The organism is Klebsiella sp. K5-204, from assembly GCF_030128585.1.
Taxonomy (GTDB): Bacteria; Pseudomonadota; Gammaproteobacteria; order Enterobacterales; family Enterobacteriaceae; genus Klebsiella; species Klebsiella quasipneumoniae.
Genome location: NZ_JAKUZS010000003.1, coordinates 279,164 through 302,340 on the forward strand (window position 1 = coordinate 279,164; position 23,177 = coordinate 302,340).

Annotated in this window: 26 protein-coding genes and 1 riboswitch; of the genes, 5 read left to right on the forward strand and 21 right to left on the reverse strand. The window is 59.7% G+C overall.

Translation table 11 applies throughout. The features are described from left to right. The first annotated feature begins 10 nt into the window (after positions 1–10). Entirely contained in the window at positions 11–1,087 is a 1,077-nt protein-coding gene (gene cobD / locus MKR05_RS10030) for a threonine-phosphate decarboxylase CobD (RefSeq protein ID WP_117136265.1), read from the forward strand. A gap of 3 nt (positions 1,088–1,090) precedes the next feature. Here the strand turns inward: cobD and MKR05_RS10035 are convergent, their stop codons facing one another. From MKR05_RS10035 to pduA, 21 genes are all read right to left on the reverse strand, one after another. Next, positions 1,091–1,957: an L-threonine kinase gene (locus tag MKR05_RS10035; protein ID WP_130952696.1), complete on the reverse strand. Its 867-nt coding sequence runs from the start codon at positions 1,955–1,957 to the stop codon at positions 1,091–1,093. Positions 1,958–2,048: 91 nt separating this feature from the next. Continuing rightward, the gene (locus MKR05_RS10040; RefSeq protein WP_180402116.1) at positions 2,049–3,263 is read right to left on the reverse strand and encodes an acetate/propionate family kinase; all 1,215 of its coding nucleotides are present in this window, start codon (positions 3,261–3,263) and stop codon (positions 2,049–2,051) included. Continuing rightward, positions 3,248–3,700, reverse strand: coding sequence for a propanediol utilization protein PduV (gene pduV / locus MKR05_RS10045; RefSeq protein WP_110211560.1), 453 nt, complete (start codon positions 3,698–3,700; stop codon positions 3,248–3,250). The genes MKR05_RS10040 and pduV overlap by 16 nt, the downstream gene beginning before the upstream one ends. Before the next feature lie 4 nt (positions 3,701–3,704). Next, on the reverse strand, positions 3,705–4,055 hold the full coding sequence (pduU, locus tag MKR05_RS10050; protein WP_032453966.1) for a propanediol utilization microcompartment protein PduU: 351 nt from the start codon (positions 4,053–4,055) through the stop codon (positions 3,705–3,707). Next, on the reverse strand, positions 4,055–4,609 hold the full coding sequence (gene pduT / locus MKR05_RS10055; RefSeq protein ID WP_072413523.1) for a propanediol utilization microcompartment protein PduT: 555 nt from the start codon (positions 4,607–4,609) through the stop codon (positions 4,055–4,057). The genes pduU and pduT overlap by 1 nt, the downstream gene beginning before the upstream one ends. A gap of 2 nt (positions 4,610–4,611) precedes the next feature. After that, positions 4,612–5,967, reverse strand: coding sequence for a cobalamin reductase PduS (gene pduS, locus MKR05_RS10060; protein WP_238875608.1), 1,356 nt, complete (start codon positions 5,965–5,967; stop codon positions 4,612–4,614). Further along, positions 5,964–7,076 carry a 1-propanol dehydrogenase PduQ gene (gene pduQ / locus MKR05_RS10065; RefSeq protein ID WP_004105190.1) on the reverse strand — a complete coding sequence of 371 codons (1,113 nt, stop codon included), beginning with the start codon at positions 7,074–7,076 and terminating at the stop codon, positions 5,964–5,966. Before pduQ ends, pduS begins: the two co-directional genes overlap by 4 nt. A gap of 11 nt (positions 7,077–7,087) precedes the next feature. Next, complete coding sequence (pduP, locus tag MKR05_RS10070; protein WP_072413521.1) at positions 7,088–8,479, reverse strand: CoA-acylating propionaldehyde dehydrogenase PduP; 1,392 nt, start codon at positions 8,477–8,479, stop codon at positions 7,088–7,090. Then, positions 8,476–9,486, reverse strand: coding sequence for a two-domain cob(I)yrinic acid a,c-diamide adenosyltransferase PduO (gene pduO, locus MKR05_RS10075; protein ID WP_101866645.1), 1,011 nt, complete (start codon positions 9,484–9,486; stop codon positions 8,476–8,478). The genes pduP and pduO overlap by 4 nt, the downstream gene beginning before the upstream one ends. Before the next feature lie 9 nt (positions 9,487–9,495). After that, positions 9,496–9,771, reverse strand: coding sequence for a propanediol utilization microcompartment protein PduN (pduN, locus tag MKR05_RS10080; RefSeq protein ID WP_000549823.1), 276 nt, complete (start codon positions 9,769–9,771; stop codon positions 9,496–9,498). Between the two features lie 3 nt (positions 9,772–9,774). After that, positions 9,775–10,266 carry a microcompartment protein PduM gene (gene pduM, locus MKR05_RS10085; protein WP_101866644.1) on the reverse strand — a complete coding sequence of 164 codons (492 nt, stop codon included), beginning with the start codon at positions 10,264–10,266 and terminating at the stop codon, positions 9,775–9,777. Beyond that, positions 10,263–10,895: a phosphate propanoyltransferase gene (locus tag MKR05_RS10090; protein ID WP_004115022.1), complete on the reverse strand. Its 633-nt coding sequence runs from the start codon at positions 10,893–10,895 to the stop codon at positions 10,263–10,265. The genes pduM and MKR05_RS10090 overlap by 4 nt, the downstream gene beginning before the upstream one ends. Then, positions 10,895–11,377 carry a BMC domain-containing protein gene (locus tag MKR05_RS10095; protein ID WP_284118230.1) on the reverse strand — a complete coding sequence of 161 codons (483 nt, stop codon included), beginning with the start codon at positions 11,375–11,377 and terminating at the stop codon, positions 10,895–10,897. Before MKR05_RS10095 ends, MKR05_RS10090 begins: the two co-directional genes overlap by 1 nt. 3 nt (positions 11,378–11,380) lie before the next feature. Beyond that, complete coding sequence (gene pduJ / locus MKR05_RS10100; protein ID WP_001057755.1) at positions 11,381–11,656, reverse strand: propanediol utilization microcompartment protein PduJ; 276 nt, start codon at positions 11,654–11,656, stop codon at positions 11,381–11,383. Positions 11,657–11,675: 19 nt separating this feature from the next. After that, positions 11,676–12,026: a propanediol dehydratase reactivase beta subunit PduH gene (gene pduH / locus MKR05_RS10105; protein ID WP_101867367.1), complete on the reverse strand. Its 351-nt coding sequence runs from the start codon at positions 12,024–12,026 to the stop codon at positions 11,676–11,678. Further along, positions 12,016–13,848, reverse strand: coding sequence for a propanediol dehydratase reactivase alpha subunit PduG (gene pduG / locus MKR05_RS10110; protein WP_072420542.1), 1,833 nt, complete (start codon positions 13,846–13,848; stop codon positions 12,016–12,018). Before pduG ends, pduH begins: the two co-directional genes overlap by 11 nt. Before the next feature lie 9 nt (positions 13,849–13,857). After that, positions 13,858–14,379 (reverse strand): propanediol dehydratase small subunit PduE, encoded by a 522-nt coding sequence (gene pduE / locus MKR05_RS10115; RefSeq protein WP_101866537.1) that lies wholly within the window; start codon positions 14,377–14,379, stop codon positions 13,858–13,860. Between the two features lie 14 nt (positions 14,380–14,393). Continuing rightward, the gene (pduD, locus tag MKR05_RS10120; protein ID WP_023290878.1) at positions 14,394–15,068 is read right to left on the reverse strand and encodes a propanediol dehydratase medium subunit PduD; all 675 of its coding nucleotides are present in this window, start codon (positions 15,066–15,068) and stop codon (positions 14,394–14,396) included. A 10-nt stretch (positions 15,069–15,078) separates the two neighbouring features. After that, complete coding sequence (gene pduC, locus MKR05_RS10125; RefSeq protein WP_004105132.1) at positions 15,079–16,743, reverse strand: propanediol dehydratase large subunit PduC; 1,665 nt, start codon at positions 16,741–16,743, stop codon at positions 15,079–15,081. Between the two features lie 18 nt (positions 16,744–16,761). Continuing rightward, complete coding sequence (gene pduB, locus MKR05_RS10130; protein WP_004105122.1) at positions 16,762–17,574, reverse strand: propanediol utilization microcompartment protein PduB; 813 nt, start codon at positions 17,572–17,574, stop codon at positions 16,762–16,764. After that, positions 17,571–17,855 carry a propanediol utilization microcompartment protein PduA gene (pduA, locus tag MKR05_RS10135; protein WP_001183618.1) on the reverse strand — a complete coding sequence of 95 codons (285 nt, stop codon included), beginning with the start codon at positions 17,853–17,855 and terminating at the stop codon, positions 17,571–17,573. The genes pduB and pduA overlap by 4 nt, the downstream gene beginning before the upstream one ends. Positions 17,856–18,380: 525 nt before the next feature. Here pduA and pduF point away from each other — a divergent pair. From pduF to cbiB, 4 genes are all read left to right on the forward strand, one after another. Beyond that, positions 18,381–19,181: a propanediol diffusion facilitator PduF gene (gene pduF / locus MKR05_RS10140; protein ID WP_004105118.1), complete on the forward strand. Its 801-nt coding sequence runs from the start codon at positions 18,381–18,383 to the stop codon at positions 19,179–19,181. 188 nt (positions 19,182–19,369) lie between these two features. Further along, positions 19,370–20,281 (forward strand): transcriptional regulator PocR, encoded by a 912-nt coding sequence (gene pocR, locus MKR05_RS10145; RefSeq protein WP_023290877.1) that lies wholly within the window; start codon positions 19,370–19,372, stop codon positions 20,279–20,281. Positions 20,282–20,582: 301 nt separating this feature from the next. Further along, positions 20,583–20,751: riboswitch (cobalamin riboswitch) on the forward strand. Between the two features lie 87 nt (positions 20,752–20,838). Beyond that, a complete protein-coding gene (locus tag MKR05_RS10150) occupies positions 20,839–22,218 on the forward strand; it encodes a cobyrinate a,c-diamide synthase (protein ID WP_101866455.1) in 1,380 nt (459 codons plus the stop codon). Continuing rightward, positions 22,215–23,174, forward strand: coding sequence for an adenosylcobinamide-phosphate synthase CbiB (gene cbiB, locus MKR05_RS10155; protein ID WP_248569151.1), 960 nt, complete (start codon positions 22,215–22,217; stop codon positions 23,172–23,174). The genes MKR05_RS10150 and cbiB overlap by 4 nt, the downstream gene beginning before the upstream one ends. Positions 23,175–23,177: the final 3 nt, after the last annotated feature.

Here is a 23,177-nt window from a genome sequence, read left to right on the forward strand (position 1 = left end):
GGAAAAGGATATGGCCTTACTGAAAAGCGCCCATGGCGGCAATATCCGCGAGGCCGCCGCCCTGCTGGGCATTGCCCCCAACGAGCTGCTGGATTTTAGCGCCAACATCAATCCGCTGGGAATGCCTGCCTCGCTCAGGCAGGCGATCGTCGATAACCTCGGCTGCGCCGAGCGCTATCCTGACGTCGAATATCAACAGCTGCACCAGGCGCTGGCGGCCCACCATCAGCTGCCGGCGGGGCATATCCTCGCCGGCAATGGCGAAACCGAATCGATCTTCACCCTCGCCCACGGCCTTAAGCCGAGGCGGGCAATGATCGTCATTCCTGGCTTCGCGGAGTACCGGCGGGCGCTGCAAACCGTGGATTGCGCGGTCGTGGAGTATGCCCTTCGGGAGTGCGATGGCTGGCAGCTGACCGACGCGATCCTCGATGCCCTCACCCCGGCGCTGGACTGCCTGTTTCTCTGCACGCCGAACAACCCCACCGGCCTGCTGCCAGAGCGGGGCCTGCTGGAAGCCATTGCCCGGCGTTGCCAGGCGCTGAACATCAGCCTGATCCTCGATGAGGCCTTCCTTGACTTTATCCCCGACCAGCCGGGGTTTATTCCCCTGCTGGCGCAGTATCCGCACGTCTGGGTTTTGCGCTCGCTCACTAAGTTTTTTGCCATTCCGGGACTGCGTCTTGGCTACCTGCTCAATGCTGACGCGCAGGCGGTAGCCCGACTGCGCGAGCGACAAATGCCGTGGTCCATCAATGCGTATGCCGCGCTGGCCGGCGAGATCATCCTCCAGGACCGGGCGTATCAGCGGGCCACCTGGCAGTGGCTGCAGGAGGAGGGGGCGCGTTTCTACGCGCAGCTGCAGGAGATGGCTGGGCTGACCGTGTGGCCCGGGCGCGCCAACTACCTGTTCTTGCGCTGCGACAGACCAGAGCTTGACCTGCAATATGCCCTGTTGCGCCAGCATGTGCTGATCCGCAGCTGCGCGAATTACCCGGGGCTTGATAGCCGCTATTTCCGGGTGGCGATCCGCAGCGCCGGCGAAAACGACCAGCTGCTGGCGGCGCTGCGCCGGGCGCTGGCCTGAGCCCTATTGCAGGGTGACGCCCCCCGGGACCATCGCCAGCAAGTGCTGCAGCGGCCAGTGGGCGGCGATGTCGCTGTCTGCCAGCCGCCATTTTATAAAGTCGACGTCATGACGACGGCGGTCCAGCAGCAGGCCGACGACGCTGCCGCTGTGCGCCACGTTAAGGCCATAGAGCCCTGCGTTTTCCACCAGGTCCAGCAGCGCGTCAAACCCCGGCTTGGGCAACAGCCGCTGGCTGGCGATGGCGCTGATGGTCGCCGCTTCGCCCAGCAGCTGCGGGCTACCGCGCTGGCAGGCCTGCTGTACTTTCTCCCACGCCAGCTGCAGCCGGGAGGCGTTAGCCAGCAGACCCGGCTCGCGCGGCAGCTGGTGGTAGTCAGTGGTGCGCAGCGTCAGCGGGCTCTCCAGCACTAACAGGTCGAGCGCCGGCGGCGCAGGGCAGGCGATTTGCGTGGCGGCGGTATTATGGTCGAACAACGTCAGCTGGCGGAACAGGGTGCTGTCGGTGGGCTCCAGCGCGACGCACAGGCGCGCCAGCGTCGGCTCATCCAGCGCGTGGCCCAGATGATGGGCGGTAGCCGCCGCGGTGGCGGCGATATCGGCGGTGCTGCTGGCCATCCCTTTGGCGACCGGGATCGTCGAGTGCAGGGTGATGCGGATCTGCTGACTCAGCGCCGCCGGGTAGCCCCAGTGGGCCAGCAGCTGGTCGACCATCGCCCGCGACAGTGGCCGCTCATCGTTTCGCGGCGTGCCGGTCTCGACCTCGACGGTGCTGTACCAGTCCACCGGGCAGGAGACCAGCTTCTCGCTGCCGAGGATCCAGCCCTGGATAAGTTCTCCGCACGAGGCGGGACATTGTGCAACGGCCACGTTTTCACCTTTCCGCTTACCTTCGCCAGGGCGCATAGTGGCACGGCGATTCGCCGGTTACCATGATTCTCCGCAAGGGGAGAGGCGCCGTTTATACCGACACCGCCAGCTCGTGCGCCTGCGGCAGCGCCAGGCGCATCACATCGCGGGCAATCATCAGCTCTTCATTGGTATTGATGACCGCCACTTTGACCATCGCATTTTCGGCCTGAATAAAGGTAGCGTTGTGCTGGTTTTTCTCTTCATCGACCGACAGCCCGAGGAAATTCAGGTTATGGCAGATGGCGCTCCTGGCGCGGGCGGAGTTTTCGCCGATGCCGCCGGTAAAGATCAGCGCGTCCAGGCCGCCCATCTGCATAATATAGCTGCCGATGGTGGCGCGAATGCGCTCGGCAAACAGCGAGAGCGCCAGGGCTGCCTGACGATTACCGCCGTCCGCCGCCTGCTCGACATCGCGATAATCGTGCGAGATGCCGGAAACCCCCAGCAGGCCGGACTCGTTATTCAGCAGCTGATTAAGCTGCTCCGGCGTTTTTCCCTCATGCAGCGCCAGCCACGGTAGAATCGACGGATCGATATCGCCGCTGCGGGTGCCCATCATCACGCCGGACTGCGGCGTAAAGCCCATTGAGGTGTTAACCGAGCGCCCGCCTTTGATTGCACAAACGCTGCTGCCGTTGCCGAGATGGCAGCTCACCACGCGCAGAGCGCTCAACGGTACGCCCAGCTTTTCCGCCAGCGTCGCGCTAACGTACTTGTGGCTGGTGCCGTGGAAGCCGTAACGGCGAATGCCCAGCTCGCTGTAGTAGCGCCAGGGCAGAGGATAGATAAACGCGCGCTCGTCCAGCGTTTGGTGAAAAGCGGTATCAAACACCGCCACCGACGGCGCGTCGGGCAGCAGCTGGCGGAAGACTTTAATGCCCAGCGCGTTGACCGGATTATGCAGCGGGGCCAGCTCCGCCAGGCGCTCGATTTCCGCTAAGGTCTCATCGGTCACCGGCGTCGAATCTTTAAAGCGCTCCCCGCCGTGCGCCACGCGGTGGCCGACGCCATCGATATCCCGCAAACTCTGGATAATCCGATGGTCGAGGAGCTTTTCCAGCAGCAGGGTGACGGCTTCACGGTGATCGGCTACGGGCGCCGTTTCCTGCCATTTTTGCGCCGGCGTTTTGAGGGTCACCAGGGCGTTTGCCATGCCGATACGCTCGATCAATCCCTGGCAGAGCATATCGCCCTGAGGCATCTCCAGCAGCTGGAATTTTAACGATGAACTGCCGGCATTAATGGCCATTATTTTGTAAGACATAAAGGTTCCTTCGAATTCAGAAAATCCAGCACGGCATCAAGCCCCAGATTATTCAGCGCGCTGGTGATAAAAATCTGCTGGGCGCCAGCCTGCCTGAGCCACTCGCCGATCAGCGATATCCGCTGCGGGTCGGCAAGGTCGGCTTTCGTGACCAGGCCAATCGTCGGGCGGTTCATCGGCGCGGTAAAACCCGGAGAAAACGGCGACCACTGGGCGTCGGCGTTCAGCACCAGAGCGATAACGTCGGCCTCGCAGGCGCTGGTTAACAGAGCGCTATAAAGGCAGCGGTTCTCCAGATATTCGCCCGGCGTGTCGATGGCCATCGGCGACCATTCAATCGCCTGGGTTTTCTTATAATGGAGCGTTTCGCCGCGCAGGCCCTGGGTCAGCGAGGTTTTGCCGCACTGGCTGGGGCCGATCAACATCAGACGTTTCATCGCGCTACGTCCGGGTTATTGAGCAGGTAGTAAACTGCATCATCTCGCCCAGGGTGCGCGTCACCTGCCTGAGGGCGTACTCGACGGCGGAAACGTCGCCGGTCAGCACCACGGCGCCGGTAAAGCGGTCAAGAAAACCGATCTCCACCGCGCCGGATTTGGTGGCGATATCGCAGGCGATAATCGACGCCTCGCTGGGCGTAATGGTGAGGATGCCGATGGCGGACACCGCATCCTGCAGGCCGAGTTTCTTAAAGAGATCTTTCCCGGGATTGGCAATCAGGTGCGCGAGGGTTACCTGTTTCCCGGGAACGTATTCCTGAATCATGCGATCCGTTGTTGGCTGTCTTTCCATTATCCCTCCACCATCTGTCGCCACATGGCTTCATGCGGGCGCGGGATCACCGAACGATAAACCAGCAGCCCTTTTTCGCCCGCGCTTTCGCTGGCTACCGTAACCGCGTTGTTGACGTCGGAAACGTCGCCCGCCACCACCATGTAGCATTTACCGCCGATGCCGAAGGCCATATGCACCCGTACCAGGGTGACGTTGGAGCCTTTCACCGCCCGGTCCGCGGCGCTGATGCAGGCCGCAACGCTCCAGGTTTCAACGATGCCGACCGCCTGGCGTTGGTCTACGCTGTTCAGGCCGCTGATGGCCGGGAGTACGCTGGGATGGATATTCGCCAGCACCAGGCTGTCGACGAGCATTTCGCCGGCCTGCGAAGTGCCGGTTTCAATGGCCTGCTGGATGGCGCCGATATCCCCGCCGAGCATCAACAGAAACTTACCCGGGCAGATAGTCTTGCTGACCAGCAGATTGACGTTGGCGCTTTTCAGCATCGCATCGCCGAGTTCCATTCCTTTGGCAATGCTGGTGAGTTCTAAAATTCCTATAGCCTGAGACATGGTTAACCTCTTACCACCGTGATGGCCTGTTCGCTGATGGCCGCAACCACGCCGTCGATGCTGGCGTGAACCGGCGCGCCTAATGCGCCTGCCGGAATATCAGCAACGCATTGCCCGCGCGTAACGCGGTCGCCCACTGCAACGTTCGCTACCGCGCTGGCGCCGATATGCTGGCGCAACTGCAACGTCACTGTTTCTACTGCCGGTTCGTCTTCCACCAGCGGCGCCTCCTGATACCAGGGGCTCAGCCCCAGTTTGGCGATCAGTCGCTTCACCGGCACGAGGCGATATTTCGCCATTTCGTCGGCCGGATAGAGCGGCCCTTCATAGCGCTGGTTTTGCGCGCGCAGCTCGCGTTTCAGCATGCGGTTGATGCGCATCGGCGAGATCCCTACCGGGCAGGCCACGCTTTCGCAGACGTTGCATTCCGAACAGGTGAGCGCGCTCAGCAGCAGCTGGGGCGTGGCGGCCTGATGAAAGTTCACCGCCCGCACCAGCAGGTGCGGGGAGAGTTCGTGGCCGATCAGATGCCGTGGGCAGAGATCGGTACACAGGCGACACTGTTCGCAGACGGTACGGGCCACGGAAAGCACCGTGCGCTCGTCCTGCATCCGCCGCTGGATAAGCGGATGGCTTTTGGGCAGCACCAGCAGGCCGCCGGTAGTTTTGGTTACCGGGCTATCGAGAGCAGTCATCAGGCCGCCCATCATCGGGCCACCGTTAATAAAACCGGGGTCGTCGACCGTCGCGCCGCCCGCCAGCGCCAGCACTTCGCGCAGCGGCATGCCGATGGGGACGGTGACGGTCAGCGGTCGGGCGACCGCGCCGTTAACGGTTAGCGTGCGGCGGGTCACCGGAAACTGCTGCTCAACCGCACGGGCAATATTGAGCACCGTTTGTACGTTATTCACCACGACCCCAACGCTGGCTGGCAGCGCGGCGGGTGCGACCCGTCGACCGGTAGCTAACCAGATAGTCAGCACCTCATCGCCTGCGGGATAGACATCCGGCAGAATATGCAGGCGAATACCGGCAGGCAGCAGCGGGGTGAGGGCGTCGATAGCCCGGCGGTACTTCTCTTTCAGGGCAATCACCCCTTCGCGCGCGCCGGTTGCCGTCATCGCGTACTGCACGCCGCGGACCAGACGTGCAGCCTGCTGCCACATTAGCTGCTGGTCGACCTTGAGCATCGGTTCGCACTCGGCGGCGTTAACCAGAAAGATCTCCACCTGCGCCTGCAGCTTCACGTGGGCGGGAAAACCCGCTCCACCCGCGCCGACTACGCCCGCAGCGCGCACGCGCTCGCGGATCTCCTCGGCGCTTCTGGCCATTTCAACAGCGTTGACGGCGGTACTCATAGCAGTTCCTCCAGCAGTTCCTGAATTTCCCCGGCGCTGGCCGGGCGAGGATTCGTACGCAAGGTCACGTCAGCCAGTGCGGCCTGCACCATGGCCGGAATGCGCGCTGAGTACTCGGCACGTCCCTCTTTCAGCGCGACCGCCAGTGACGGCAGCGCACAGCGCTGCTTGAGCCGTTCGATTTGCTGGATCAGCGCATTGATCGCCGTACTATCGCTGGCGTCTGCCGGACAAAAGCCGCAGGCTTTGGCCAGCCGCGCGTAGCGTTTTCCGGCGCGCGGATGACCGGCGTTAAAGCGGATAACCGCGGTTAACAGCAGCGCGTTGGCCAGTCCGTGCGGGAGATGAAACTGCCCGCCAAGCTGGTGGGCGATAGCATGGTTAAGCCCCAGCCCCGCCTGGCTGAACGCCATCCCGGCAAGCGTTGAGGCATTGTGCATTTTCCCGCGCGTCGCCACGCAGTCGCCTTTTTCCACCGCCGTGGGCAGATACTGGAACACCAGTTTGGCGGCTTTTTCCGCCAGCGCGTCGGTAAAGTCGCTGGCGTGCGGAGAGACCCACGCCTCCAGCGCGTGGGTCAGCACGTCCATGCCGGTGTTGGCCGTAATCTGCGGCGGCACGCTGACCACCAGCTCCGGGTCAAGGATCGCCATATCGGGATAGAGCGCATTGTTGAACAGCGGGTACTTGATGCCTTTATCCGGATCGCTAATTACGCAGGCGCTGGTCACTTCTGAACCGGTACCGCTGGTGGTCGGTATGGCCACGCAGGTTTCGATGCTGATGCCGCTCTGCTGACTGAACCAGACGATAGCTTTCGCCGCATCCATTGCCGATCCGCCGCCGAAGCCGATGACCACCTGCGGCTGCAGGGCCTGCATTTGCGCAATGCCCTGTACCACGGTGTGGATAGTGGGGTCCGGGGTTATCTCGCTAAAGACGCTAATGCGGTTATCTGCGGGCAACGCCTGACGCAGGGTTTCCAGCAGCGGCGAGCGCGCCAGAAAGCCATCGCAGATAATCCAGATGTGCTTGTTGGTAAAGCGTTTGAGCACCGCCAGGCTACCCTGACCGCTGTACAACCGCGTTTGTAGTGAGAAAGTTTTCATCGCGACCTCGGTTAGCGAATGGAAAAGCCGTTGGTCAGCACGCAGCGACGGGAGCGGGCAAACGTGCGCGCCGAGGTTGTCCCTTCACCGGTCGGCGTGGCGATAGTAAAGGTGGTAAAGCCTTCGCCGCCGACGCCGATCCCGGCATAAGAGGGGCCGTTCTTGACGAATATCGAGGTTTGCAGGGTGCGGGCCGCGAGGTTCAGGCGCGACACGTTCTGCGAGTGCATAATGGCGGTATGATGCAGTCCCTCTTCAACCTTCAGCGCCAGGGCCAGCGCGCTATCGAAATCGCTAACTTTCACTATCGGCAGCATCGGCATCAGCTGCTCGCTGGTAACCCACGGATCGTCGGCGTTAACCAGCGCTATCAGTAGACGCGGCGCTTTCGACGGAACGGCGATCCCGGCCGCTTCGAGCATGGCTGATGGGCTTTTGCCGACCAGTTTTTTATTCGCCTGGCCTTCAGGCAGGCAGGCGGCCCGGAGTCTGTCGGTGTCGGCCGGGCCCAGCAGCAGCGCGCCGAAGGTTTGCATTTGCTGCACCAGACGTTCGGCGACGCTCTCCACCACAATCAGGCTCTTCTCGGCAATGCAGGGCAGGTTGTAATCGAACGAGGCGCCGTTGATGATATCTTCCGCCGCTTTAACCAGATCCGCCGTTTCATCAACGATGCAGGGCGGGTTACCCGCGCCAGCGCCAATGACTTTCTTACCGCTCTTCATGCCCATCGCCACAATACCCGGGCCGCCGGTAATGGCCAGAACCGCAATGCGCGGATGGGCCATCATCTGCTGGGTGGCTTCGAAAGTGGGTTCTGCTACGGTAACCACCAGATTGCGGATGCCGCAGCAGCGGAAAACAATCTCTTCAATCATGCTAATCAGCTTCAGTGAGACCTTTTTTGCTCCCGGATGCGGGCTGAAGTAGACGCTATTGCCCGCCGCCAGCATGCTGATGCTGTTATTAATGATGGTTTCCGTCGGGTTGGTGCTCGGTGCGACCGACCCGATAACGCCAAACGGCGAATACTCAAACAGCACCATGCCGCCGTCGCCGGTCAGTGCCGTGGTGGTGAGATCTTCCACGCCCGGCGTGTTGTCCAGCGCAGCTTTGTTTTTCAAAAATTTATCTTCTTTGTTGCCCATCCCCGTTTCATTGGCGCTCTCTTCCGCCAGGGCGGCCAGATGCGGCGTCAGCTCCTGACGCATTGCGCTAATGATGGCGCTGCGGGTTTTTAGCGGGCACTGCTGATAACGTAAGAACGCCTGATGCGCGGCATCAATGGCCTCGCTCACGGACTGAAAAATCCCTTTGCCCTGCGCCGGGTTTGGCGTTTGGGCTGGGGTTAACTGTTCGCTAAGAATGGTGCGAATAAGCGTTTCGAGTTCAGAAGTATTCATTGATGAGTTCCCACGTTAATGGCCGCGATGGCGGTCTGTGCTATATCCATGTCCTGTTCAACGCTGCCGCCGCTGATGCCAAGACCCCCAATTAATGAGCCGTCGCGCCACAGGGCGTAACCGCCGCCAAAGGTAACCACTTTTCCCTGCAAATGCGTTTCGAGGCCATAAAGCGCGGCGCCCGGCTGAACGGCCTCGCTCAGCTCATGGGTCGCCGTTTTCATCGCCACCGCGGTCCAGGCTTTTTTCGGCGCCAGTTCGCTGCTGACCAGCAGGGCGTCCGGCATCCGCCAGGTCACGGTTTCGGTGCCGTGTGCGTCAACGATGCTGATCACCACCGGAACCTGAAGCTGCTGCGCGCGCTCAACGGCGGCGCGGGTGAGCTGGTGCAGATCGTGGAATGAAAGGGCCAGGGGCGTCGTCTCCTTGCTGCGGCTCGGCTGAGTGACGGCCAGATAGCGCCGGCTCACTTCACGAATGATGTTGTTCTGGTGCGCATCGCTATCTTCCGCGCGCGCCAGGGCGTACAGGCAGTCTGACAAGCGATTGATGTAGCGCATCAGCACCTGGCGCACGTTGACTTCCGCCGCCAGCTCAACCAGTCGTCGTTCGGCCCGGCGGGCCAGCGTGCGGGCAAAATGCAGGCGGCTCGCGGCTTCGCAGCGGCCGGGTAAAATAAAACTGTGCAGCGGTTCGACGCGGGCCATGGCCCGATCGATGGCGGCTTCCAGAGCGGAAATCTCTTCGCTGCTGATGTAGCGCTGTTTCGGTGACGGCCGTTCGTTGTCGCTGGCCAGTTCTGCGCTAAACCAAAAAAGCTGCTGCTGGATGGCCTCAAGTAAGGCGCGGTGATTTTCATCCGCGGCGGCGCAGGCGCACAGGCTCAGCGCGGCGTTCAGCTCATCCAGCGTGCCGTAGGCTTCAACCCGCGGGTGGGTTTTACTCACCCGCTGGCCGGTAAAGAGTGAGGTGGTGCCAGCGTCGCCCGTTCGGGTATAAATCGCCATATTCGCTCCTTAACGTGAAAGCGTATCGACAATGCCGACAACGGCGAGGTCGATGGCCTCGTTTGGCCCGGAAAAAACGTGCCTGGCGCTGGAGCCGCCGCTGAGCAGAACCAGCTCGCCGATCCCCGCGCCGACGGAATCCACGGCGACTTCATCGCCGGAGGTCGGCGAGGCGGGAAGCTCGCCATCGGCGCTGACCCGCCGCACCAGCAGCAGCTTTTTGCCGATCAGGGAAGGCGATTTTTGCGTGGAGACAACCGCGCCCGTGACTCGTGCCAGATGCATGATTTACTCCTGCTTAATTAATTGAATATGCCGCGCCTGTGCCGCTTCGCGCGCCAGCGCGGTCACGATGCATTTGCGGTGGATAACCAGGCGACCCTGGCCCAGCTGCGCGACGTCGCGATAGCTCAGCACCGATCCTGCGTGCAGGATCAGCGGCAGCCCGCGCTCGTCGGTGAAGATCGCCGGCAGGCGCGCCAGTTTTTTGACCGGGATAACCGGCAGCAGCTGACTGTGCAGGGTGAGCTGCACGCGGATGCCGAAAGCCAGCGCGTCGTGAATTGTCCGGGCCGCAGGATCGTCGGTTTCCGCCTCCGTCAACTGGCCCAGCAGCGGCAGGTCGACAAGCAGGATGCGCAGCGAGGCGTGCTGGCTGAACAGCCCGGGGCAGTCGGCATCGCGCAGCTGCGCAACGCTCAGCGTCGCCGTGCTGTGGGCGCGACGCTGCAGCCTGGAGACGATTTCCTCCACGATGCGCTGCAGAACTTCGCCGTTCATCGCGGGCCTACCAGCCGGGCAAAGGCCTGCGGATTATCGGCGCCGGCGGCGTTGGCTTCATCGGTATCAATGTGCATTTCGAGACGCATATCCGGTGAAACGCGAATCGCCACGTTGTTGAAAATCAGCCCGCGCTCGTCGCCTTCAATGGCCACGGAGACCCTATCGCCGTGGGAAACCCGCAGGATCAGCGCATCGAGCGGCGACATATGAATATGCCGCTGCGCGACGATAACCCCTGACGAGAGCGTCAGTTCGCCATAGGGGCTGACCAGACGGATGCCCGGCGTCCCTTTCAGATCGCCAGACATTCTCAGCGGCGCCGCAACCCCCAGGGTTCTGGCATCGGTACGCGATATTTCCACCTGGCTTACCGAACGCAGTGGGCCGAGCAGGCGCACATTTTTAAGCTGCCCCTTCGGCCCTACCAGGGTGACGGTTTGCTCCGCAGCGTACTGTCCCGGCTGCAGCAGCGCTTTTTTCTCGCTGATGGGATGGCCAGGAAACAGGCGTTCATAATCCGACGCCGACAGGTGGATATGACGATTTGAAACCCCCAGCGGAATGGGCCGCAGACGCATCTCGTCGAGGACTTTACTGACCGTTGATTCGAGAAGCTGTTTATCCATTACGCTTCACCTCGCTTGCCGGGATGAATGCAAAGGGTGCGCGGCTCGCCCTTCTGGCGCGGACATTTTGGATCCAGGCACAGGTTGCAGCTGACCACGCCTTGTTGCTGGAGGGGCTCTTCTGCTGGCGCTTCAGAAACGACATTAGCCGTCTTTGACTCTTCAGGCTCAGGTTCCATGACAGAGAGTGGGGGAGCCTCTGCGGGCAGGATCCCTTCTCCGGGTCTGGCGATGACTTTATGAGCCACCAGACCGTTTCGCTGTTCGGCAAACTGTGCACCGGTGGTGATGGCCGCCTGTACTGAGGCCACATCACCGGTAATTTTAATGACCGTCCAGCCTGAACCATTGGTCTTTTCGAGGGCGACCAGCGTGATAGAAGCGGATTTCGCCATGATATCGGCGCAGCTAACAGCCAGTGCCAGACCACAAACTTCAAGTAATCCCAGTGATTGCTTCACGCGGTGCTCCTTATTCGCCATCAATCAGGCTGATTTCGGTAAAATGGCCTCGACGTCGCTGTGCGGACGCGGGATCACGTGGCAGGATTTCACTTCGCCTACGACGCTTGCCGCCGCGCTGCCCGCATCTACTGCCGCTTTGACCGCGCCGACATCGCCGCGAACCATGACGGTCACCAGACCCGAGCCAATTTTTTCGTAGCCGACCAGCTGCACGTTGGCCGATTTCACCATCGCATCGGCGGCCTCAATGGCGCCTACTAACCCTTTTGTTTCAACCAGTCCCAGTGCGTTATTCATACTGCTGTTCTCCTGTTGCTTAGCTATTCAGATCCCGGAACGGGATCCCTTTGACCAGCCGTGCCGCGTTATTACCGGTGTTACGTTGGGCCTGACTGTCCTGATGATGCATCAGCGTAAAAAGCGGCGCCGATGCGGGTAAATTCTTGTAGTGCACGACCAGCGTATGGCGATCGCAGGCGATGCCCACCAGTAGCGGCGAGCTGCGCGCCGCCTGCCAGGCGCTGTCCACGACATCCCCGGCCGGGTGATGCTGGAGCAGGAAAGGAATGCCTTCCTCTTCGATACCCAGCAGCACGTCGCGCCACAGGCCGTCGCAACCGTCGATGGCGGCGATCACAATAGCCGGGGTGCTGTGATTACTGTCCATGCGCGAACTCCTTATGCCAGGAGAGAATCAGGCCGGTGGCCACCGCGTTTCTGGGGCCCTCGCTGCCGCGAATATTTCCCCGCCCGGCAACCAGGCGGTAGTGCGCCAGCGCATCGGTGACCAACTGCGGGACCTCGAAATCCAGCGACGAACCGCCGACCAGCACCACGAACGGAATATCGCGAATGTTGCCGGTGGGGCTGACCTGACGCAGTGCGCGCAGGGCGTTGGTGACAAAGACCCGCTCTTTGGCGCTGCGGCGAATGGCGCGTACTTTTTCCAGCGCTAAGTCGCCGGGTAGCGGCACCAGTTCGTCCGGTTTCACCACGCAGACGCGGGCGAATACGGCGGGGGGCAGCGGCGTGGAGAAGAACTGCACGCTGCCGTCCTCGTGGCGTAAATGGAACAGACTTTCCACCTTGGCCAGCGGATACTTCTTGATCTCTTCCGCCAGATAGCGGTCTTCCAGCCCCAGCTCGCGGGCAATAATCATCGTCACCATATCGCCAGCTCCGGCGAGGTGAGTGGCGATGATTTCGCCTTTGGGGTTGATGATGGAGGCATCGGTGGAGCCTGCGCCGAGGTCGAGGATCGCCAGCGGTCGGGTGGTACCCGGCGTGGTCAGCGCGCCCAGAATGGCGGCTTCGGCCTCGGCGCCGCCGATCTGCACGTCGATATTGAGCTTCTGCTCGATTTCGCGGGCAATCATCGCCATCTGCAAACGATCCGATTTCACCATTGAGGCGATGCCCACGGCCTGCTCCAGCGAGAACTCCCCGGCAAGACCGCCGGTGACGCTCACCGGCACCGAGGTATCGACGGCCAGCAGGTCCTGAATGAATATTTCGCTGCTGGGCTTGTTGGTCAGCTCGGCCATGGTCTGGCGCACGTGTTCCAGCATGCCGCCGATATTGGTCCCCGACTCGCCGGTGACGTTATCGAGCTTGCCGCAGCCGTCGACCGCTTTCATGATGGCTTCGGCGCCAGCGGCAACGTCTACGCGTACGCTCCGGCCCTGGGCCAGCAGCTCAAGGTTACCGGCGGGTATCGCACGCGCTTTGACGTCACCGGATGGCGTTTTGACCACCACGGCGGAACGGTTGCCAATCAGCGCCCGGGCCATCGGGACGATGTTTTTCGTCTCCTCGGCGTTGAGGTGGAATACGGTGGCGATGCCGTAGGGGTTAGAGAGCGTTTCGATAACCTTCCCCGGGACGGCGACCTCAATTGCCGCCAGCATTCCCAGCGGAATGCGGTCGATGTACAGCACTTCGTCAACAATCGGCAGCGGTTTTTCCAGCCGGTTGCTGACCAGTACGCCATCGTCGCGTTGCAAAATGACGCCGGTAATCTGATATCCGGCGCGCAGGGAAGCGTTAATCACGCTGGCGATATCGGCAAAATCGAACGCCGACGACACCACCAGGATATAGGGCGCGTCCGCCGGGCGGGTTAACAGCTCCTGCGGCGTAATGGTGATGCCCACGCCAAGCCCCGCGCCGCCGGGCGTTTTCGGGTTATGGCCGATCATGGTCGATTCGGTGATGATGGTCTCGGTAATGGTTTCCATCGCCACATCGCCAATCACCGGCGTAGCTTCATTAATGCGGATGAGCGAAATATCGCTGACGGCGATCCCGGCGCCTCTGGCGACGAGGGCGAGCGCCTCCTGAATACCGAACACGTTACGCAACGTGCCTTTGATCCCGGTGGTTTCCGCCAGCGCGCTGTGGGTGATTGTCAGCGTGCCAGCCTCATTCAGAGTCGCCAGGGCGACTTCCGTCGATGAGTTGCCGATATCAATGCCAGCTATATATCGCATACGAAATCCTTAATCGTCGCCTTTGAGTTTTTTACGCTCGACGTACAGCGTGGCCGCCTCGCGAACGAAAGCGGCGCAAATCTTCGCCTGATAGCGGCTTTCGAGATCGTCGGCAATCGCCATCAGCTCTTCTTTGGTGGAACGATACGGACGAAGGGCGTTGTAGATTTCAAGAATGCGATCGTCCGGTACCGCGGTCAGTTCGGCGGCGCGTTCGAAGTTCATCGCCAGCCGGTCGCGGCCCGCGTCCCTGGCGATAGAAGCCTGTAAGCGCAGGGTTTCCGGGGTGATACGCATATCCTGGGCGGTGACTTTATTGCTCAGCACGTTTTCCAGCGTAAAGTCGTCCAGCGTTTTATTGGTGGCGGTTTTCACCCATTCCGGGTGTTTGTTCGCCAGCGGGTAGTCGCTGACCTTTGCGCTACGGGACGTGCCGTCTGCCGCCGGAGCCGCCGTCGGCGCCTCGCCCTGCAGGCTGTTCATGCGGCTTAATACGTCGCGCACCATCGATTCAATTGCGTCGGTATTCATGGAGTTATCCTTTATCAAAGCGCCACGCGCAGTTCCTGCGGGTTTTTGCCCGTTACCACGTACTTGGTCTCTTTAATGTGCAAAATGGCCGATTTCGCCTGGTATTTTGGCCGCGCCATCTGGTCGTTCAGCGTCGGGACCGGTTGCGGCGATTCGCGTTTCGCATAGCGGGCGGCGTTTTTACCAATCTGGCGATAGGTTTCCAGGGTCAGCAGCGGCGCCTGGGGGAACAGCTCCAGGTTAGAGAGCGGCGGCAGCCCCTGCTGGTGAATCACCGTGGTGCCTTTTGACTGGATGCCGATAGAGATGCCGGAACCGCTCAGGCGATTGCCTTCAACGGCGACGAAGGCCACGTCGGAGGATTTAAAGCAGCGAATCACGCGCGCCTTAATGCCTTCTTCTTCAATACCGGCAATGACTTCGCGCAAAATGCTCTTATGCGGTATGCCGACGATATTGACGGTCTGCGCCAGGCCGAAAGCCGGGCCGACGGCGATAATCACTTCGTCCTGCTGGGTTCCCTGACGCGCTTCGCCCACTTCCGTCAGGAAGCCGTCGCCGGCGGGCGGCGTGGCCTGGGGCGCCGCGGAGGCCGCTGGCGCAGTAAACGAGACGGGTTTATCGCTGCCCTTCATCTCGCTGAGCACGTCTTCAATTATCTGGCGCAGCAATTTTTCATTAATTTCCATTTCTCACCCCTTAATCAATCTCGTTGGGATCAAGAGCGCCAGGGATGTTTTTAATCTCTTCCCAGCGTTCGCCCTGCAGGCGATAGCCCGTTGCCGGACCGGCATAGTCGTTAACGTCGTTGACGGCTGACAGCACCTGCCCATCGCCGACGATAATTGCGGAGGTATGCAGATAGTCTCCGGTCAGCTTGGCTTTCTGGATGTTGAGCATGTCCTGGGCAACGTCGGTGAACCCGCCCTGCGCCAGCGCTTTCACTACTTCCAGGCCGTTGCGGTTTTTATTGATGATTTCCTGGGCGAACTTGATGTCTTCGACGATGTTGCGCTCCGGCATATCTTTCGAACCGTGGGCGTAGGTCGCGGCTTCCACTTCTTCATCGGTAATCGGCGGCAGCCCCATTCCGGCAAAAACGGCCTGCAGCGCGCGGGCAGCCTTATTACGGATGGCAATAACATCTTCTTCGCGAACCGGACGCAGACCGCCGTCCACCTTCAGGTCGCGCTGGATGACGTTGTAGTCGTCAAAGTCTTCGGCATCTTCGTTGGAACCGGCGAACATGTTGTCGTAGTTCGGCACCGCGGAATAACCGGAAGAGATAAAGTCGGTCCCCGGCAGAAACTGCATCAGCAGGCGCGCGGTACGACGCATATCGGAGTGGGTGAAGGTCTGGTCGTTACTGGAGGCGCACTCCAGATCCAGCGACGAACAGATCAGGTTTTCCGCCAGCACCGCGCGAATGCCGGAAGGCACCGCAGACGGCACGCCGATGCAGCTAACGGAACCGTTTTGCAGGCCCTGTACGCCCGCGGCTTTGGTGATGTAGATGCAGCGCGCTTCCAGGTAAAGCATGGATTTGCCTTCGGCATAGCCCATCTGCACTTCGGAGCCGGAGCCGGAGGTGAAGCGCATTTTCAGACCGCGAGAGGCGTAGGAGGAGGCTAAGAAACCCTTCGACCACGGCGTGTCGTCGCCGTCGGTAAAGACCGGTTCGGTACCGTAGACAGAGATGGTTTCGGCGTAGCAGGTGTGGCCCAGCATGCCGAGCTTGAGCTCGGTGGCTTCTTCCAGCGAGCACTGAGTCAGTACGCCCGGACGGCCTACCTGCGAGCCGACCAGCAGCGCGATGGCGTTGAACGGCGCGTAGCGCGCTACCGCAACGGTGGTTTCCTGTTCGTCAAATCCGCGCCATGCGCCTTCGGCGGCGTCGGCGGCAATCTGTACCGGGTTATCTTTGACGTTGGTGACGTGCGCCTGCTGGGACGGGGTGCGGCGGGCGCGCATTTTCTGCATCGCCATCATCATCTCAACGACGTTCATATGCGAAACCACTTCGACAATTTTTGCCGGCGTCATCGCGGTGGTCAGCGGGACGATTTCGCTGCGTTTAACGTTCGGATCGCACAGCATGTTGGCCAGCTTGACCGAATCCATCGCCATCACTTCTTCGGCGCGATTCAGGTTGATACCGTAGCGGGCGATAAAGTGGTCGATCAGGTCAAAATCGCTCACCGGTTTCCCGTCCAGCTCGGTCACCGCGCCGTTAACGATTTTTATCGACGGTTTCGGATCGTTCGGGCTTTCCATCGCGATAAAGCCTTCTTCGATCCACTCCTTAACGAAGCCGTCCTGATTCACAGGGCGTTTCGCCAGTGCTTCAAATCTTTTCGATCTCATGAATCAGCCTCGTGGGTATCAGATGTAGGACGGGCGATCGTTTTTCGGTTCAGAACCGAGGGTCGCAAGGACGGTTTTACCGATTTCGCGCGCGGAGGTGACTGCCTGGCGGACCGCGCCGGAGTCGCCGGAAATCACCAGGATGGCTTCGTTACTGAAGCTGGTGCCGTGCGCCGGAGAGCTATACGCCACGACTTCCACGTTGGCTGACTTCAGGGCGGTATCGGCCATCAGCACGCCAACGGAGGCCGGTGCGCCGACGATAATGCCGCAGGCGCGGCCAATCGGCGCGCCGAAGGCTTTTTCCAGGGCGTAGCTGGCGCGGGCGGTGTACTGCAGCTCGATATGTCCGGCTTCATTGCCGTAAACATCGCCGAAGGTGCGGTCGAGCTCTTTCAGCGCCACTTCAATCCCGCGCTTAACGTCGGACACGTCGTTGCCGCCTAAAATAATCAACGAACCGTGGCCCGCGCCGCCTTTGGTATCGCGCGGCAGCTCAATGCTGACCACTTCGGTGTTGGTGGCTTTCACCGCTTCGTCCGCCGCCATAATGTGCGGGCCAGCGCCGGTGCGGGCGCCGAGAATGCCGATGGAGCGATAGCGCTTTTCAAGCTTCATCGCGTCCAGCAGGGCGGTATCGACGTTGGCGATAACCAGACCCAGGGTGTCGCCAATAGCGGTCCCGACAAATTCCGTTAAACTGCAGCTTTTTTCTGCCATAGCCGTCTCTCGTATTGGATGGTTTTCAGTAGGGATGGCCTGCTGTTCCGGCGTTGCCACGCGGGCAATCACCTGAGCCATGATCTGTTCAACCAGCTCATTGCTGCTCATTGGCTAATTCCCTTCGGTAAGATTTTTTCTACATCGGTGTGAGGGCGTGGGATGACGTGTACGGCTTTCACTTCACCCACGTTACGTGCGGCGGCGGCGCCCGCATCGGTGGCCGCTTTTACTGCGCCAACGTCGCCGCGCACGATGACGGTTACCAGCCCGGAGCCAATCTTTTCATAGCCCACTAACATCACATTGGCTGACTTAACCATTGCATCAGCGGCCTCTATGGCTGCGGTTAAGCCTTTGGTTTCTACCATTCCTAGTGCTTCTTGTTGCATAAAGACCTCGCATGGAGTGTTCCGATAGTGGGGACTATAAGAAGATGCGAGGAAAAAGAATGGCTGACTTCAATGTGATGGTGAAAAAATAGTGGGTATTGGATAATATAAAATTGTCGTTTATTTATTTAACTGCTTGATGTTATTTGTTATTTTTATTTATTCTGATGTGATTATCTTGTTTTGTATATTCCATATTTACAAATTTGTTCATGACGATTTTAATTTAATCTGCTATGCGCGAGAAACTGATTTGTGATGTTTGTTGGAAAACGTTGAACTGGTTTTAGCAATATTTTTGCATGCCATGGCGGTGGCATAATGGCGAAAGCCGCGCGTGAGCAATGCAATTCTGCGTTATTTAATGACAATAATTTGTTATTGATACCCGAATTTTCCGGAGGCTGCCGTCAGCAGGTTGCCAACAATTTGCGGACGGGAGTTCATATAGTGGTGCGCGTTGTACTCTACTGCCAGCAGGATGTTGGCTGGTCAGGACACGAACTCTGCTAAGAAGGTGTCACCATGAATGATTCGTTAAAAGCGCAATGTACCGCCGAGTTTCTGGGCACCGGGCTGTTTTTGTTTTTCGGCATCGGCTGCCTGAGCGCGTTAAAGGTGGCGGGCGCCAGCCTCGGACTGTGGGAGATATGCATTATCTGGGGGTTGGGGATCTCGCTTGCCGTCTATCTGACGTCGGGAATATCCGGCGGGCATCTCAACCCGGCGGTGACCGTTGCGTTATGGCTGTTTGCCTGCTTTCCCGGCCGAAAAGTCTTCCCCTATATCGTTTCACAGGTTGCCGGCGCCTTTGGCGGCGCGGTGCTGGCCTATGTGCTGTACAGCACGATGTTTACCGAGTTTGAATCCGCCCACCATATCGCGCGCGGCAGCGTAGAGAGCCTGCAGCTGGCGAGTATTTTCAGCACCTACCCGGCGGCATCGCTGAGCATCTGGCATGCGGCGCTGGTTGAAGTGGTGATCACCTCCATGCTGATGGGGATGATTATGGCGCTGACCGACGACGGCAACGGCGTACCGAAAGGGCCGCTGGCTCCGCTGCTGATCGGCCTGCTGGTGGCGGTCATTGGCGCTTCAACCGGGCCGCTGACCGGCTTTGCGATGAATCCGGCGCGTGATTTTGGGCCGAAGCTGTTTACGTGGATGGCGGGTTGGGGCGATATCGCGATGACCGGCGGAAGGGATATTCCGTACTTTATTGTGCCGATTATTGCGCCACTGATCGGCGCCTGTCTCGGCGCGGCCATCTATCGTTATCTGATTGGTAATAATCTACCGTGTAATACCTGTAAATTAGAGGATTAAGGTCACGGCTGAAATAGCCAAAAATTTTCATGAACCGGTATCACGAACTGGCCAAAAACGTCTCCCACGGATGGGAGACTTTTGCTATCGTATTATTCTTTTATCGTTGGCGGTAATTGATGATGAAAGGAAGTAAATATTAAAGAAATGTTTTATTTATAACAAAAAATTAACTGAGAGGTTTTATCATGATTTCTGCGAGCACACTGAACTCAGAACTCATTAATAAAATCGCACAGGATTTTGCGCAGGCCACCAGTCTGGCGGTGGTGGTCGTCAATATTCATGGTGATGAAATATCTGAACTGTTTAACTTCACCCCTTTTTGCCAGCTGATGCGCCAGCATCCCCAGCACAGCACCCGCTGTCGAATGAGCGACCGCTGCGGCGGGCTTGAGGCGTCTAAAACCGATCAGCTCTGTATCTACCGCTGCCACGCCGGGTTAACCGATTTCTCCATTCCTCTGGTCATTGCCGGGCACCTTGTGGGCTTTGTGCTTTGCGGCCAGGTGCGCTTAAGCAACGATGTTGAACTGGTCGATATTCTCAACGTGGATGACCGCTGGCAGGCCGACCCCGAGCTGCTTAAAGCGTTTCGCGACGTGCCGGAAATGGACTACGCCAGAGTGATTGCTTCTGCTGATTTACTGAAGCTTATCGTCGAAAACTGCCTGAAAAAACAGCTCAACTTTGTGGTGATTAAAGATAATCCCCAGCAGCCGGAACCTGCGCGCGCCAGCCGGGTCGCCAGCCCTCATGACAGCAAAATGAAGAAGGCGCTGCGCTACATTGACGCCCATTTATCCGACGAGCTTCGCCTGGAAGACGTCGCCGCTCACGTTTATCTCAGCCCCTATTACTTCAGTAAGCTGTTCAAAAAATATCAGGGTATCGGCTTTAATGCCTGGGTGAACCATCAGCGGATGGTGAGCGCCAAAGAGCTGCTATGCCACAGCGACTGGAGCATCGCCAGCATTGCGCGGAATTTAGGATTTTCGCAAACCAGCTATTTTTGCAAAGTTTTTCGCCAGGCCTATCAGGTGACTCCGCAGGCCTATCGTCAGCAAATTAACGCCAGATCACAAACTGAGTCAGTTTAAATGACAATAATTTGTTATCGCCGGTTTTTGTTATACCCGCGTATCCTGCTCATTCTAAAATGAAAATATCTCATTCACAGCAATAAATTGTCATAGCGCAACAAAATAATAATGAGAGAACGATAAACTGCACCAGTTTTTATTTATTTGATGGGATAGAGTGATATCCGAAATGGCTTTCAGCGCGCCATCGGCGTAATGAAATAGCTTTGGTATTTAAAAATTAAACACGACGGAAGCCATCCGGCTTCCGTAAGATGTTCCGGGAATCATTCAAGTGGATTTCATCCCGCTCGAATCATGACGGACTAAACCGACAGGCGCCAGGGAAGGGGGTGTAAATCCCCCGCAGCCCCCGCTGCTGTGATGCTGACGAACCCATATTTAGCCACTGATCTGCTTAGCGGATTGGGAAGGATGGGGAAGGATGACGCTAAGCCAGAAGACCTGCCTGTCGGTAATAATCAACAACTTCGGTGGGAAGTGGGTTGCTCAGATGCGTACAGTCGAAAGACTGGGAATGCACGCAGCCCTACCACCCGGCACAGGATCGGGGTATGGCAGCCAGGCAGCACGCATTTATTCTCGCAGGAACCGGCAGCGGTTGTGGTAAAACTACGGTCACGCTTGGCCTGCTCAGCCTGTTGAAGCAGCGCGGCATGCGGGTTCAGCCCTGCAAAGTCGGCCCGGACTACCTCGACACCGGCTGGCACACCGCCGTCAGCGGCGTCGCTTCCCGCAACCTCGACAGCTTTATGCTCCCGGAACCGGTGCTTAACGCGCTATTTTGCGAACAGATGCAGCGGGCGGATATCGCGGTCATTGAGGGCGTGATGGGGCTTTATGACGGCTTCGGTACCGACCCTGGCTACTGCAGCACCGCCGCGATGGCTAAACAGCTCGGCTGTCCGGTCATTTTGCTGGTAGATGGCAAAGCGGTTTCCACCTCCATCGCCGCCACGGTGATGGGATTTCAACACTTCGACCCCAGCCTCAACATTGCCGGCGTTATCGTCAACCGCGTCAACAGCGAATCCCATTATCAGCTTCTCAAAGGCGCCATTGAACGCTATTGCGGGCTGCCGGTGCTCGGCTACGTACCGCGAATGGAAGGGGTGGCGTTACCCGAACGCCATCTGGGGCTGGTTACCGCTCGCGAGTCGCTGGTTAACCAGCAGCCGTGGCGCGATTTTGCCCACACGCTGGCGCGAACCCTGGATATTGAACGGCTCCTTGCTCTTAGCCAGCTCACCACCCTGCCCGCCGGGGAGTGGCCGGCGCTGCCGTCGCCCGACGCCGGCGCGGGCCTGACGCTGGCGCTGGCCGACGACGAGGCCTTCAACTTTTACTACCCGGATAACCTCTCGCTGCTTGAACGCTGTGGAGTGAATATCGCGCGCTTCAGCCCGCTGCGCGATAGCGAGCTGCCACCGTGCCAGATGATTTGGTTCGGCGGCGGCTATCCGGAAATTCATGCCGCCGCGCTGGCGGCCAATACGCCGATGCTGGCGCAGCTGCGGGAGGCGCACCGGCGCGGGGTGGCGATTTACGCCGAATGCGGCGGTCTGATGTATCTCGGCAGCTCCCTGGAAGACGCCAGCGGCGACATCTATCCGATGGCCAACCTGATCCCCGGCCACAGCAAGATGGGCAAACGGCTTACCCGCTTTGGCTACTGCGAGGCGCGGGCGATGCGGCAAACGCTGCTGGCGGCGCCCGGCGAAACCCTGCGCGGGCATGAATTTCACTACTCGGATTTTACTCCCGAGTCCCCGGCGGTTCTGGCCTGCCGCAAGGTCCGCGACGGTATGACCCTTCAGCAGTGGTCCGGCGGCTGGCAGGTAGGCAACACGTTCGCCAGCTATCTGCACCTGCACTTTGCGCAGCGTCCCACCATGCTCAACCACTGGCTGGCTGCGGCAAGGAGCGCGCTATGACGCTGCTGGCATGGGGCGTTGCCTGGCTCCTCGATTTTATCATCGGCGATCCGCAGAGCTGGCCGCATCCGGTGCGCTGGATTGGCAGCCTGATCGCCGCCGTTCAGCGCGGCGTGCGCCGCTATTGCCGTAGCGATGTCGCCCTGCGCGTCGGCGGCGGGGTGATGTGGATAGTTGTGGTCGGACTAACGTGGAGCGTCTGCTGGGGCGTGCTGACGCTGGCGCAGAGGATTCATCCGTGGCTTGGCTGGCTGGTTGAGGTCTGGATGATTTTCACCGTGCTGGCCGGACGCTGCCTGGCGCAGTCGGCGCGGGACGTCGAGCGCCCGCTGCGCGCGGGGGATCTGGCGGAAAGCCGCGTCAAACTCTCATGGATTGTCGGGCGCGACACGACGCAGCTTGCGCCGCAGCAGATTAATCGCGCGGTTGTTGAGACGGTGGCGGAAAACACCGTTGACGGGATTATCGCGCCGCTCTTCTTCCTGCTGCTCGGCGGCGCGCCGCTGGCGATGGCCTATAAAGCGGTCAACACCCTGGATTCGATGGTCGGCTATAAGCACGAAAAATACCGCGCCATCGGCATGGTTAGCGCCCGCCTTGATGATGTCGCCAACTTTATCCCCGCTCGCCTGAGCTGGCTGCTTATCAGCCTCGCCGCTCTCCTCTGTGGTGAAGCGAGTGGCCGCGCGCTGCGCATCGGCTGGCGCGATCGCTACAACCACAGCAGCCCAAACTGCGGATGGTCGGAGGCCGCCGTCGCCGGGGCGCTCGGCATTCGGCTTGGCGGCCCTAACGATTACTTTGGTCAGCGCGTGGAGAAGCCGTGGATTGGCGAGGCGACGCGCGACGTTTCCGAAGACGATATTTCCCGAACGATTCGACTGATGTGGGTGTCTTCGACCCTGGCGCTGGCGCTGTTTATGGCGATCCGGTTCTGGCTGGTCGGCGCAGCCTGAGGA